Raw genomic sequence first — 13431 nt, 5'->3', positions numbered from 1 at the left:
GTTCCGGTTCCGGGCCGGTGGTTTCCACGGAGGCTGTAGCGTGGCCGACGGAGACCCGTGACAACACCGCGCGCACCGCGGGCAGAGACGACGGCGAGGACCGATGGCACAGACGCACAGCGCCCAGGGCCCGTCCGACCCCGAGGCGACTGGCGGCGGCATGGCAGACGCGCCGGAGACGTGGGGCAACGGAGGGCTCGTCGGCGACGGCAGGTACCGGCTGACCCACCGGCTGGGCCGGGGCGGCATGGCCGAGGTCTTCGCGGCCGAGGACGTGCGCCTGGGCCGTACGGTCGCGGTCAAGCTGCTGCGTGCCGACCTCGCCGAGGACCCGGTCTCCAAGGCCCGCTTCACGCGTGAGGCACAGTCGGTCGCCGGGCTCAACCACCATGCGATCGTCGCCGTGTACGACTCCGGCGAGGACGTGGTCGGCGGCCAGTCCGTGCCGTACATCGTGATGGAGCTGGTCGAGGGCCGCACCATCCGGGATCTGCTGATCAACGCCGAGGCGCCGGGCCCCGAGCAGGCCCTGGTCATCGTCTCCGGGGTGCTGGAGGCGCTCGCCTACTCGCACCAGCACGGCATCGTGCACCGTGACATCAAGCCGGCCAACGTGATCATCACTGACAGCGGCGCCGTCAAGGTGATGGACTTCGGCATCGCCCGGGCCCTGCACGGCGCGTCGACGACGATGACGCAGACCGGCATGGTCATGGGCACGCCGCAGTATCTCTCCCCGGAGCAGGCGCTCGGCAAGGCCGTCGACCACCGCTCCGACCTGTACGCGACCGGCTGTCTGCTCTACGAACTCCTCGCGCTGCGGCCCCCCTTCACCGGCGAGACGCCGCTGTCGGTGGTCTACCAGCACGTCCAGGACATGCCGGTGCCGCCGTCGCAGATCTCCGACGGCGGGTGCCCGCCGGAGCTGGACGGCCTGGTCATGCGCTCGCTCGCCAAGGAGCCCGACGACCGCTTCCAGACGGCCGAGGAGATGCGCGGCCTGGTCCAGTACGGGCTGCAGATGCTCTACGAGCAGGGCGCGCACACCGGCACCTGGAACACCGGCCCGGTGGACATGCACGACGGCCGCCGGACCCCGTCGGGCGGCTTCGCGCGGACGACCGCCATGCCGCACCCGATGGACGCCTCGGGCACCACGCAGATCCCACAGCCGCTGCTGCCCGCCGGATACGGCAATGGTGACGACGGCGGCTTCGAAGGGCACGGCAACAAGGGCAGCGGGCGCGGCAAGCTGTGGATCCTCGCCGTCCTGGCGGTGATCGCGATCGCGGCGGGCGTGGCCGTGGCGCTGAACCACGGAAACGGCAACGGGGGCAGCGGCGGCGGCAGCACGCCGACGGCGACCCACTCCAAGAGCACGAAGCACAAGACGCCCTCGGCGACCCCGTCCGAGGAGACCACCCACGAGCCGAGCGGCTCGACCACCGGGGGTGGCAGCTCGCAAACGGGCACCGGTCCTGGCTGGTCGCAGTCGTCCACGCCGTCGGTCACCCCGTCCGAGACGGCCAGCTCCGCCCCGACCGACCAGCCGACGGCTCCGCAGACCTCGCCGCAGCCGACTGCTCCGCAGACCACCCCCACCGAGCCGACGGACCCGCCGACGGACCCGGGCACCGGCGGCACGGACACGGGCACCACGGTCGGCGGCACCGATGCGGGCACCAGCCCTTGAAGCGGTCCTACGCCCCCTGAGACGGTGACGGCGTCTCCGTGAGGCGGCGTCAGCCCGAAGAAATTGCCGGGACGGTGAACGGTCGTCACTGCGCGAACGCGTCGGACACCACGTCGTACTCGCGCATCCACCACACCGCGAGCGCGGAGGCGGCCGGGAACTGGCAGTCCGCGCGGGTGTCGCCGCGCTCGTAGTGCCGGCGAGGCATCCAGAAGTCGTTCAGGCGGTCCCATCACACGCGGTGCACGGCAGCCGCCAGCTCCGAGGGCGCGGCCCCGGTCGCGTCCCGGTACGCGCGCGTAGGACCGCATTTTCGGCAGGTCGAGCGCTCCCGCGGGCCGTACGGCGAAGATCGCGGCGGCGCGTACGGTCCCCTCCGCGCGGGCCTGCACGCCGAGCCCGTCCCAGTCCACGACGGCGGCAGGGCCATCCCCCTCGCAGAGCAGGTTGAACGGTGGAAGTCCCCGTGCACCCAGCCGATCGAGCCGCCGCGCGGCGGGCCCGGGTGCGCGTGCTGCTCCACCAGGGCCCGCCGCGCGCTCCCGACACGCGTGTACGGCCCCCAGGAGCACCCATGAGCCCCAAAAGTCCCATGAGCTTCAGGAGCCCCAGGAGCGCCCCCAGGCGTGCGCCCTGGGCGCGGTGAGCTGCCCGCCGTGACGGTGTCTGTCGTCGATCCAGGGGGCAGGGGGTAGGCGTGGCCGCCGACGACGGCCACGGTGCGGCCCTCGCGGTGCGCGAGCGGCGGGGCGACCGGGACGCCCGAGGTCGGCCGGCACTGGGTGGTCCGGTGCCGGCGCTCGATGGCGGCGGGATCGGCGGTGTCGGGGTCGAAGTGGTGCTGGGGTGGTATCCGAGAGCGCGGCACGTGCCAGATGCTTGGGCGCGGAAAGGAAAGCCGTGAGCTGGGACTTGTCACCGGCAGTCATCGTCAGTCGCATTTCAGTCTTGAAAATATGACTTTTCATCCTGTGGGGAGGCGACCGGTCTCACAGATTGACTCTTCCCGTGTCCGGGGTCGCCGGGATAACGTGCCGTAGCTCCGGCCGCCTGCAAGGCTGTGACCAGCGACCTTCGAGTCCTTGCGTCTTTACTTGGAAATCCAAGCAAAAACGCAGGTCAGAAGGGGTTTCACAGAAATGTGGAGCACTGGGTAACGTGAATGTTGCAGGGCGCTCGCCGGGGCACCTGTCACGCCTGTTCCCGGCCGAGTGGCACCCACCCCGTGCCCCGTGGTCGACAACAGGTGAGCCGCACTGGCCTACCGGCAACCCCGGGGGCCGGACCGACGGAGGAGCACACGTGACCGTGGAGAGCAGTGCCGCGCGCAAGCCGCGACGCACCGCCGCAGGCAAGGCCGGCACGACCGGCACCGAGCGCACCACCCGCACCACCGCGAAGAAGACGAGCAACGGCACCGAACTGGTGCAGCTTCTGACGCCGGAGGGCAAGCGGGTCAAGAACGCCGAGTACGACACCTACGTCGCCGGCATCACCCCCGAAGAGCTGCGCGGCCTGTACCGCGACATGGTGCTCACCCGCCGCTTCGACGCCGAGGCCACCTCGCTGCAGCGCCAGGGCGAGCTGGGCCTGTGGGCGTCGCTGCTCGGCCAGGAGGCCGCGCAGATCGGCTCCGGCCGGGCCACCCGTGAGGACGACTACGTCTTCCCGACCTACCGAGAGCACGGCGTCGCCTGGTGCCGCGGTGTCGACCCGACCAACCTGCTCGGCATGTTCCGCGGGGTGAACAACGGCGGCTGGGACCCGAACAGCAACAACTTCCAGCTGTACACGATCGTCATCGGCTCCCAGACGCTGCACGCCACCGGCTACGCGATGGGCATCGCCAAGGACGGCGCGGACTCGGCCGTCATCGCCTACTTCGGCGACGGCGCCTCCAGCCAGGGCGACGTGGCCGAGTCGTTCACCTTCTCCGCGGTCTACAACGCCCCCGTGGTGTTCTTCTGCCAGAACAACCAGTGGGCGATCTCCGAGCCCACCGAGAAGCAGAGCCGTGTTCCGCTCTACCAGCGCGCGCAGGGCTTCGGCTTCCCGGGCGTGCGGGTGGACGGCAACGACGTGCTGGCCTGTCTCGCGGTCACCAAGTGGGCGCTGGAGCGCGCCCGCAACGGCGAGGGCCCCACCCTGGTCGAGGCGTTCACGTACCGCATGGGCGCCCACACCACCTCCGACGACCCCACCCGCTACCGGCACGACGACGAGCGCGCCGCCTGGGAGGCGAAGGACCCGATCCTGCGTCTTCGCCGGTACCTGGAGGCCTCAAACCACGCGGACGAGGGATTCTTCGCGGAACTCGAGGCCGAGTCCGAGGCGTTGGGCAAACGAGTGCGCGAAGCGGTCCGTGCGATGCCGGACCCGGACCACTTCGCCATCTTCGAGAACGTGTACGCGGACGGGCACGCGCTCGTCGACGAGGAGCGCGCCCAGTTCGCCGCCTACCAGGCGTCGTTCGCGGATGCAGAGGCCGAGGGGGTCTGATCATGGCAGCAGAGACCAAGACCATGGCAATGGCCAAGGCGATCAACGAGTCGCTGCGCCGTGCCCTGGAAGCGGACCCCAAGGTCGTCATCATGGGCGAGGATGTCGGCAAGCTCGGCGGCGTCTTCCGCGTGACGGACGGCCTGCAGAAGGACTTCGGCGAGAGCCGTGTCATCGACACCCCGCTCGCCGAGTCGGGCATCGTCGGCACCGCGATCGGCCTGGCCCTGCGCGGCTACCGCCCGGTGGTGGAGATCCAGTTCGACGGCTTCGTCTTCCCGGCGTACGACCAGATCGTCACCCAGCTCGCGAAGATGCACGCCCGCTCCCTGGGCAAGGTGAAGCTGCCGGTCGTCGTCCGCATCCCCTACGGTGGCGGCATCGGCGCGGTCGAGCACCACTCGGAATCCCCCGAGTCGCTGTTCGCGCACGTGGCCGGTCTGAAGATCGTCAGCCCCTCCAACGCCTCCGACGCGTACTGGATGATGCAGCAGGCCATCCAGAGCGACGACCCGGTGATCTACTTCGAGCCCAAGCGGCGCTACTGGGACAAGGCCGAGGTCAGCACCGAGGCCATCCCGGGCCCGCTGCACAAGGCGCGTGTGGTCCGCGAGGGCGCCGACCTGACCCTGGCCGCCTACGGCCCGATGGTGAAGCTGTGCCAGGAGGTCGCCGACGCGGCGGCCGAGGAGGGCAAGTCCCTCGAGGTCATCGACCTGCGCTCGATCTCGCCCATCGACTTCGACACCATCCAGGCGTCGGTGGAGAAGACCCGCCGCCTGGTCGTGGTCCATGAGGCGCCGGTGTTCTTCGGCTCCGGCGCGGAGATCGCCGCCCGGATCACGGAGCGCTGCTTCTACCACCTGGAGGCCCCGGTGCTCCGGGTCGGCGGCTACCACGCCCCGTACCCGCCGGCGCGCCTGGAGGAGGAGTACCTGCCGGGCCTGGACCGGGTGCTCGACGCCGTCGACCGCTCGCTGGCGTACTGAGGGAGAGGGTCGTGACGACGATGACGGAAGCTTCCGTACGCGAGTTCAAGATGCCCGACGTGGGCGAGGGACTCACCGAGGCCGAGATCCTCAAGTGGTACGTGCAGCCCGGTGACACGGTCAGCGACGGCCAGGTGGTGTGCGAGGTCGAGACCGCCAAGGCGGCCGTCGAACTGCCCATCCCCTACGACGGCGTGGTGCGCGCACTGCACTTCCCGGAGGGCACCACGGTCGACGTGGGCACGTCCATCATCGCGGTGGACGTGTCCGGCGGAGCGGCCCCGGCCCCCGCCGAGCAGCCGAAGGCCGAGCCGGTGGCGGCTGTGCAGGAACCCAAGGCCGAGGAACCCAAGGCCGAGGAACCCAAGGCGCAGGCCCGTCAGCCGGTCCTGGTCGGCTATGGCGTGGCCACCACCTCCACCAAGCGCCGTCCCCGCAAGGGTGCCGTGACCACCGTCCCGGCTCCGGCTGCGGCGCAGGCGATCCAGGGCGAGATGAACGGCCACACCGGCCAGGCCACGGTCGTGGAGAAGTCCCGCCCGCTGGCCAAGCCGCCGGTGCGCAAGCTGGCCAAGGACCTCGGCGTCGACCTCGCGACGGTCACCCCGTCCGGCCCGGACGGCATCATCACGCGTGAGGACGTCCACGCGGCGGCGGCCCCGGCCAAGCCCGCCGAGCCGGTGGCCCCGGCCGCACCGGTCGCTCCGGCCGCCCCCGCACAGGCGGCCCCCGCTCCGGTCGTCACCTACGACGGTGCACGTGAGACCCGGGTCCCGGTCAAGGGTGTCCGCAAGATGACCGCCCAGGCGATGGTCAACTCCGCGTTCACCGCACCGCACGTCACGGAGTTCGTGACGGTGGACGTGACCCGCACGATGAAGCTGGTCGAGGAGCTGAAGCAGGACAAGGACATGCAGGGCCTGCGGGTCAACCCGCTCCTGCTGATCGCCAAGGCCCTGCTGGTCGCCATCAAGCGCAACCCGGAGGTCAACGCCTCCTGGGACGAGGCGAACCAGGAGATCGTGCTCAAGCACTACGTCAACCTGGGTATCGCCGCGGCCACCCCGCGCGGCCTGATCGTGCCGAACATCAAGGACGCGCACGACAAGACGCTGCCCCAGCTGGCCGAGGCACTGGGCGAACTGGTGTCGACGGCCCGTGAGGGCAAGACGTCCCCGGCCGCCATGCAGGGCGGCACGGTGACCATCACCAACGTCGGCGTCTTCGGCGTCGACACCGGCACGCCGATCCTCAACACCGGCGAGTCCGCGATCCTCGCGGTCGGCGCGATCAAGCTCCAGCCGTGGGTCCACAAGGGCAAGGTCAAGCCGCGCCAGGTCACCACCCTGGCCCTGAGCTTCGACCACCGCCTGGTCGACGGCGAACTGGGCTCCAAGGTCCTGGCCGACGTGGCGGCGATCCTGGAGCAGCCGAAGCGGCTGATCACCTGGGCGTGATCGGTACCCGGTGAGCTGAGAGAGCCACGCACCCGACTCCGGGTGCGTGGCTCAGCCTTCAGGCAACCCTTTCCGGGCCGGTTGGTCACCTACGAGGCTTCACCCCAGGCGTATGCGCCCTGCTCGGCGTCGGGTCCGGACGGAACCAGTGTCCGCCGGTGCTCCAGCCCAGCAGGCGGCGGCCCGTGCCCGCGTCGGCCGGGGCGCCGGCCATGACCTGGCGGAGCCCGGTGAGGGCGGGAGCGAGACGGCCGGCGATGTGCCAGGGCCGACGTGCGGTCTCCTCGGTCAGCCGGTCCAGGACGTTCCGTTGCTCCTGTGGTGCGCACAGCGACAGGTGGAACACCATCTGACGCCAGGCGTAGGCGACATCCTTGATGGTGCCCAGCGGTCGCGGGTTGTGGTGCACGCGTCCGGTCAGCAGGCACACCGAGTCGAAGCAGCGCAGAGCCAGCTCGTCCCAGCCGACGCCGGGCTCGATGCCGACCCGGTGGACGAGGGTGGCCAGGTTGTGGGTGGTGAGGATCTGCGCCTGCTCGATCACCGCGCCGTTCCCGGCGACCCAGGAGCCGGACGTCCCTGTGCCCGGTGCGAGCTCAGCGGCCCGCTGCCGGCACAGCGCGGCGAACCCGGGGGACGTCCGCGCTCCGTGGGAGCGGAGTGCCGCATCCCCCGCTTCGACGACGGCAAGGTTGCGGACGGCCCGGTAGTCGATGTCGTAGTAACGCTCGTAGAGGGAGCCCCCGCCGAGGAGTTCGGCCGCGACCCGCGCCGCCGTCAGGAACTTCGGGGTGAACGTGCCCATGAAGATGTCCGCCGCGAGTTCCTCGACGAAGGGCGCCCCCAGCTCGGCCTGGCGGGCGAGCACGGACAGTTCACGGATCAGCAGGTTGGGCAGGATCGTGCCGGGGAAGGCCACGACCGCGAGGCCGCCCAGTTCCCGCAGCGCGGCAGCAGCCACCTCGTCGGCCCCTGCGTCGGTGCGGTGGGCGGCGACGGCGCGCACCCACGGCAGCTCCTCCACCCGCACCTGCCGCTGGAGGTCGAGCAGCAGCAGCGAGCGGCGATTGCGGAACGCGCGGTAGTTGGCGGCGGCCAGCGAGCGCAGGACCGGTTCGCGGTGTGCCGCGGCGGTGGTGGCGGCGACGAGCTGAGGGACCAGCTCGGCCAGGACCTCCGCCGAGGGGACGACACCGCGCTCCACGAGCGTGCCGACGGGTGCGCTGAGCGCTGCCTCGACGGGCCGGCGGACCGCTGACGGAATGTGCGCGCCCGCAGGCACACCACTCCCAGCCGCTTCGCCACGCCCACCGCTCCTGGCGGCCTCCTCGGCATTCACCGGGGCCACGATGGGCGCGACGTCGCTCACCCCGTCGTCCTGCGGCAGGCCGGACAGCCGTGCCAGCACGACGCGGGCCAGCGCATGGTGCGAGGGCAGCGCGGCCTGGGCGGCCTGGTCGCGGCGCAGCGCCGTGTGCTTCGCGGAGCCGGGCCGCCCTCGCCGCCGGACCATGGAGGCGACGGCATGCCGCAGCAGCCCGAGCCGTCGCGGCTCCAGGGCCCTTCCGGCGACGGTCTCCTCCAGCGCGCCGCGCAGGATGCCCAGGTTCTCCTTGGGGTTGAGGTGCTTGGTGCAGTGGGTGTGACGCCGGGCCAGGTCGCGGTAGCGGCGCAGCAGCTCGGCCGAGCGTACGTGCCAGGCGTCGGTGGGTCCGGGGACGCGGAGGCGTCCCTCCTCGTCCGTCACCTCCAGCCAGTGCAGGAGCAGTTCGTCGCCGAAGGGCTGCCAGATGGCCAAGGCCTCGCGCTGCGTCTCGACGGCCGTGCTGGGGCGTCGGCGCGCGAGCACCGCGGAGGCGTCGGCGACCGTGCAGCGGTGCAAGGCGTCGGGCCGGGGCGTGGGCCGGTCGGACGGCCGCGGGCTGAACCGCAGCCGGTCCGCGAACGGTGCCAGCTCCTCGACCAGGTCCAGCGCCGCGTCCGTCTCCCCGGCCCGGACCAGCCAGGCCACGGTGAGGAGGGCGGCCTCCTCGGGAACGGTCACCTCGTAACGACCGCTGTCGAGGAGTTCGTAGAGATGGGCGAGCCCTTCCTCGGACAGGAAGTGGCCGAACAGGGCTCGTCGCTTCTCGGGCACACCGGCCCGGCGGGCGACGGCGATCTCGAAGTCGAGCAGGGGGCCGCCCGCGCTCGGCGCGCCGGTTGCGAAGCCGCCCCGGACGACCTCGGGTGTGACCCACGCGGGCAGTCCGGAGACGGGCGTGCGGGAACCGATCTTCAGCAGGCCGTCAGCCATTCCGTCCAGGACCGCACGCCACCTACGGCCGCGTTCCTCGCCGCGGCGGCGGGTCTCCGGGTCCGGGTGGGCGGCGGCCGTGCGGAGCGCGGCGGCCAGCTGACCGGCCGCGTATCCGGGGTTCGCCTGGGCGAGGTGCTGCTGCTCAGCGTCGTCGTTCATAGCCGACGTGGCGGGTTCCGCCCCCGCGCCCTCCGGGACCACAGCCCGGTGCTCTCCTGCTGAGCTACACGTCGTCGTTCATAGCCGACGTGGCGGGTTCCGCCCCCGCGCCCTCCGGGACCACAGCCCGGTGCTCTCCTGCTGAGCTACACGTCGTCGTTAGCCGACGTGGCGGGTTCCGCCCCCGCGCCCTCCGGGACCACAGCCCGGTGCTCTCCTGCTGAGCTACACGTCGTCGTTAGCCGACGTGGCGGGTTCCGCCCCCGCGCCCTCCGGGTGAAAGCCCGGTGCTCTGCTGCTGAGCTACACGTCGATGGACCGACGGTAGACGCCGGGGCTGTGGTCGTACAAACGGGTTTCCGTCAAGGCCGTCTCGCTCGGACGCGACCTCGCCTGCCGCAGGTCAGCCACCGGCCCCTGACGTCACATCAGGGGAGGTTCAGGGTGGTGTCGGGGATGTCACGGATGGTGACGGAGTGGCCACGGCGGCACGCTGGTGACATGACGAAATCCACTGCCTTTCGCCACGGTTCCTCGCCGGTCCGCCGTGTCGCCGCTGTCGCAGGTGCCGCCGTCCTCGCCGGCGCAGCGGCCTTGTGCGCGCCGGGCGTGGCGTACGCCGCCACCGATGCGGCCTCCACTCCGTCCGCGGCCGACTTCAGTGACTGCCCGCCCCTGCCCGACGGCGCCGACCCGTCCCGATGGAGGTGCGAAGTGCACACCGCCGCACCGCGGTTGACCATCGGCAAGGTCACGACGGAACTTGCCCCGATGGTCATGACGCACGCCGAAGGCCCGATGCCGGACGGCAGCAAGGGACAGGTGTGGGGTGCGATGCACAGCGCCTCCACCGCAGTACCGGGAGGACTGACCGGAACCCCGGCAGGCGATCGCGCGGATGAGCCGGGGCTGGCGATACAACCGGAGTACGGGGGCCGGTCCGACTTCTACACCGGGCAGTTCAGCCTCCGCTTCCGGCTCGTCGGCCCGATGGTGCCGGAGAGCTGTGTCATAGGGGCGGGCGACCCCGTCGACTTCCAGATGAAGCGCTCGGGCCCCTCCAAGCGGGTCTCCCAGGACCCCCCGGTGATCGAGTTCTCGGCGTACGACGACACCTTCAGCGCCCCGGCCGCCGAACACTGCGGCCCGCTCACCCGCCCCCTCAACCGCCGACTCGGCCTGCCGGCGTCGGAAGGGAACTTGCTGTCGTACGACGCCTCGTACACCTTCAAGACCTACGACCAGCTCCCCGCGACCGGTCTCCGCAACAGCGCCTGACGGCTCCATGAGGAGAAGGACAGGAGGGAACCTTCGCACCGTCGCCGACTGCTGACCCGGCGACGCGGGGCCGACGGGGGGACCGCAGCGGCCTGAGAGGGGGCATGCATGGCACCGCACGCCGTGGTCGTGTCGGGCGGCCGATTCCCGAGGGCATACCAGCGGCAACACCGCAGGCTCGACGTCCGTGGTACTTAGCTGCAACAGCCCGGTACGGCGGCACCGGAACCGGCACCGTGCTGCTGACGCTGCGCGGCTGCCCACGGCCGCGTGGGCCTGGCACAAGGTCGCCGGGCAGTCATCCGACGGGTACCGGCTGCTCTGTCGGGACCTGCGCGGCTTCGGCTGGTCCGAGATCACGCGGCGCGCCTACGACATGGACGGCCTGGCGGACCCATGCCCGATCGTCGGGGGCGCCCACCTGGGGCCGTTGTGCCTGTACGCCCCGGAGCGGTTCACCGGGACGTGGTGATGAACCGGTGTTCCTGCTGCCGGCCTAGCCGGCCTACGCCCCGTAGCTGAACGCGGTTGGAGGACTATGGGCGCAGATCAAGCGCAGCCTGGCCAACCTCGCGTCGGTCGCCCTCGGCCGACTGGAAAGGCCCGTGCGCAACCGACTCAGACGTCGGCAGTGCCGCTCCAAAGGTCCTCGACGGCTTCGTCGCCGGAACCGGGCTCTCGCCCGCTTCCGCCCCGGACACTCATTGAACGCTGAGATCAGGGGCAGGGAACACGGCGGCGGCCCACAGGGGCATCGAGCCGTCGGCTCGGCCGCTGCCGCTCCAGTGGGCGGCCAGCCGGTGCCGCAGGCGTCCGCCCGCCGCCCCAGGGCAGTGCGGCGAGCAACTCCGTGACCCCGGCGGTCCCGGTCGGGGCCCCAGCACGTTCCGGACGTCAAACGACGTCTCCCGGATCATGTCGGCCCCCTGCTCACGTCGGCCCCTTGGCCGCTCGAACCCCTGATCGTCCCGATGGTCAGATGTGAAGAGGGCCCGCCGTGACGATGGCGCTTCACGGCGGGCCCGGTGCCTTCAGGCGGGGCAGGTCAGTCCTGCGGGGTGCCTGCGGGGAGCTTGCGCAGCTGCATCGTGGTCGCCGAGGTGCTGCCGAACGCGTAGTCCATCATCTTGGCGGCGTCCTCGTAGCGGTACTGGTCGTTGAGGATCACACCGATGACCGTCTTGTCGTTGCGGGTCGCCGCGAAGACGAGGCAGGGGCCGGACGGCGTGTTGGTGCCCGTCTTGACACCGATCGCACCGCTGTAGGAGCCCAGCAGCTTGTTGGTGTTGTACCAGGTGTACGTGCGGGTGCCGCCGGTGCTCGTGGTGGCGTACTGCACGGTCTTCTGCTTCTTCACGATGCCGCTGAACGTCGAGTACTTCATCGCGCTGCGCGCGAGCTTGGCGAGGTCGCGCGGCGTCGTGTAGTTCGTGTTCTGCGTGGAGTTGCCGTCGAACGAGTCGAAGTGCGTGTTGGTCAGACCGAGGTCGACGGCCTTGGCGTTCATCTTGGAGATGAACGACTTGGTGCGGGCCGAGATCGACGTGCCCGTGCCGAAGTGGTCGGCCAGCGCCATGGCGGCGTCGCAGCCCGACGGCAGCAGCATGGCGTGCAGCAGCTGGCGGACGGTGACCTTGTCGCCGGTCTTCAGGTCCGCCGAGCTCGCGCCCACGTTGGCGACGTAGTCGCGGTAGGCCTGCTTGATGGTGATCTTCTGGTCGAGGTTCAGGTTGGTGGTGCTCAGGACGACACGGGCCGTCATGATCTTGGTGGTGCTTGCCATGGGCCGCTTGTAGTCGGCGGCCTTGCTGTAAAGGGTGGACCCCGTCGCGCTGTTGAGCATGAATGCGCCCTTGGCACTGACCGTGGGTGCGGTCGCTGCCTGAGCAGGCGCCGCGAGCGCGCCGCCGGCCAGCAGGGCACCGGTGGTGATGACGACGGCGGCGGCCCTGCGGACGCGAATGCCCTTGTTGACGGTTATCACTATGAACGCTCCGAGTGTACGAAATGCCTGGTAGGCGCCTCGATGGAAAGGGGCGCGACTATCGGAAGACGCCCCGGCAGCGCGAAAGGATGCACGAGGGCGGCAAATCTGCCCGCAGCCGCCCTCGTTGACCGGAAATCACCCCAGTTCGGCGAAACCGTAGTCCAACAGCTTCCTCGCGTCCGCCTCGCGGTTCGAGACGGAGGTGGAGGCGAGGACCGTGCCGACGACCGTCCTGCCGTTGCGGGTCGCGGCGAAGACCAGGCAGTAGCCTGCCTCGGGCCCGGAGCCGGTCTTCACGCCGGTCGTGCCGCGGTAGCCGGCCAGAAGGCCGTTGGTGTTGGTCCACGGGCTCATGGTGCGTGTGCTGCGCGTCCTGGTGGTCGTCCTGGCCCGGTACGACCTTGTGCTGACGATCGAGGCGAAGGTGCTGTTCCGCATCGCGTCGCGGGCGAGTGTCGTCAGGTCGCGGGGCGTCGAGTAGTTGGCGCCGTTGCCGATGCCGTCGAAGGAGTCGAAGTGCGTGTGCGTCATGCCGAGGCGCCTGGCGGTGGTGTTCATCTTGTCGATGAAGGACTTCACGCGTGCGCCCTGGGTGGTGCCGTAGCCGAACCTGTCGGCCAGCGCGTAGGCGGCGTCGCAGCCGGACGGCAGCATCAGGCCGTACAGCAGTTGGCGGACGGTGACCCGGTCGCCGACGATCAGGTGCGCCTGGGAGGCGTTGTGGGCGATGACGTAGTCGCTGTAAGCCTTCTGGATGGTGACCTTGGCGTCGAGGTCGAGGTGCGGCTGTGCGAGGACCACCCTGGCAGTCATGATCTTGGTGGTGGAGCCGGTGGAGCGCCTGGTGTCCGCCGCCTTGCCGTACAGCGTCGAGCCGTCCGCGTCGTTCATCACGTAGCCGCCCTTGGCGGTGATCCTTGGCGTCGTGACGGCCTGCGCGGGCGCCGTGGTGAGGGTCCCGGTGGTGAGCAGGGCACCGGACGTGACGGCGACGGCGGCGGCCCTGCGGATACGGATGCCCATGATGCCGGTAATCAAAGCAATGTACCCCGATTGTCGTGAAACCATCT

9 protein-coding genes, 4 tRNA genes and 1 pseudogene are annotated in these 13431 nt (G+C 70.6%); 6 read left to right on the top strand and 8 right to left on the bottom strand.

Annotated elements, in window-relative coordinates; genetic code table 11:
- The first annotated feature begins 103 nt into the window (after window positions 1–103).
- Window positions 104–1693 (top strand): protein kinase, encoded by a 1590-nt coding sequence (locus tag K7G59_RS10325; RefSeq protein WP_225832550.1) that lies wholly within the window; start codon window positions 104–106, stop codon window positions 1691–1693.
- 85 nt (window positions 1694–1778) lie between these two features.
- Here K7G59_RS10325 and K7G59_RS10320 read toward each other — a convergent pair.
- Window positions 1779–2540, bottom strand: a pseudogene (locus tag K7G59_RS10320) (phosphotransferase); the annotation flags it as partial.
- A 455-nt stretch (window positions 2541–2995) separates the two neighbouring features.
- Between K7G59_RS10320 and pdhA the strand changes: the two are divergent.
- Genes pdhA through K7G59_RS10305 form a run of 3 tightly spaced genes read left to right on the top strand, consistent with a single transcriptional unit; the run spans window position 2996 to window position 6638 of the window.
- A complete protein-coding gene (gene pdhA / locus K7G59_RS10315; protein WP_225832548.1) occupies window positions 2996–4192 on the top strand; it encodes a pyruvate dehydrogenase (acetyl-transferring) E1 component subunit alpha in 1197 nt (398 codons plus the stop codon).
- Between the two features lie 23 nt (window positions 4193–4215).
- Window positions 4216–5181: an alpha-ketoacid dehydrogenase subunit beta gene (locus K7G59_RS10310; protein ID WP_225833100.1), complete on the top strand. Its 966-nt coding sequence runs from the start codon at window positions 4216–4218 to the stop codon at window positions 5179–5181.
- A gap of 11 nt (window positions 5182–5192) precedes the next feature.
- Window positions 5193–6638, top strand: coding sequence for a dihydrolipoamide acetyltransferase family protein (locus K7G59_RS10305; protein ID WP_225832546.1), 1446 nt, complete (start codon window positions 5193–5195; stop codon window positions 6636–6638).
- 85 nt (window positions 6639–6723) lie between these two features.
- Here the strand turns inward: K7G59_RS10305 and K7G59_RS10300 are convergent, their stop codons facing one another.
- The 5 genes from K7G59_RS10300 to K7G59_RS10280 all read right to left on the bottom strand — a co-directional run bounded on the left by K7G59_RS10300 (window position 6724) and on the right by K7G59_RS10280 (window position 9409).
- Complete coding sequence (locus K7G59_RS10300) at window positions 6724–9096, bottom strand: hypothetical protein (RefSeq protein ID WP_225832543.1); 2373 nt, start codon at window positions 9094–9096, stop codon at window positions 6724–6726.
- Window positions 9097–9098: 2 nt separating this feature from the next.
- Window positions 9099–9170 (bottom strand) — tRNA-His (locus tag K7G59_RS10295).
- A gap of 10 nt (window positions 9171–9180) precedes the next feature.
- Window positions 9181–9252 (bottom strand) — tRNA-His (locus tag K7G59_RS10290).
- Between the two features lie 7 nt (window positions 9253–9259).
- Window positions 9260–9331: transfer RNA gene (locus tag K7G59_RS10285), tRNA-His, on the bottom strand.
- A gap of 7 nt (window positions 9332–9338) precedes the next feature.
- A tRNA-OTHER gene (locus K7G59_RS10280) sits at window positions 9339–9409 on the bottom strand.
- Window positions 9410–9597: 188 nt separating this feature from the next.
- On the opposite strand from K7G59_RS10280, the gene K7G59_RS10275 reads away from it, so the two are divergent.
- Both K7G59_RS10275 and K7G59_RS10270 read left to right on the top strand, forming a co-directional pair.
- Window positions 9598–10374, top strand: coding sequence for a hypothetical protein (locus K7G59_RS10275; RefSeq protein ID WP_225832541.1), 777 nt, complete (start codon window positions 9598–9600; stop codon window positions 10372–10374).
- A 187-nt stretch (window positions 10375–10561) separates the two neighbouring features.
- Entirely contained in the window at window positions 10562–10846 is a 285-nt protein-coding gene (locus K7G59_RS10270) for an alpha/beta fold hydrolase (protein WP_225832539.1), read from the top strand.
- A 573-nt stretch (window positions 10847–11419) separates the two neighbouring features.
- Here the strand turns inward: K7G59_RS10270 and K7G59_RS10260 are convergent.
- Together K7G59_RS10260 and K7G59_RS10255 are read right to left on the bottom strand one after the other, a co-directional pair.
- The gene (locus tag K7G59_RS10260) at window positions 11420–12358 is read right to left on the bottom strand and encodes a D-alanyl-D-alanine carboxypeptidase family protein (protein ID WP_225832536.1); all 939 of its coding nucleotides are present in this window, start codon (window positions 12356–12358) and stop codon (window positions 11420–11422) included.
- Window positions 12359–12496: 138 nt separating this feature from the next.
- On the bottom strand, window positions 12497–13399 hold the full coding sequence (locus K7G59_RS10255; protein WP_225832534.1) for a D-alanyl-D-alanine carboxypeptidase family protein: 903 nt from the start codon (window positions 13397–13399) through the stop codon (window positions 12497–12499).
- Window positions 13400–13431: the final 32 nt, after the last annotated feature.

The sequence above is a fragment of the Streptomyces sp. NK08204 genome (assembly GCF_020400585.1).
Taxonomy (GTDB): Bacteria; Actinomycetota; Actinomycetes; order Streptomycetales; family Streptomycetaceae; genus Streptomyces.
Note: the sequence above shows the minus strand (reverse complement) of the source record. Positions and strands in the feature narration are given on the sequence as shown.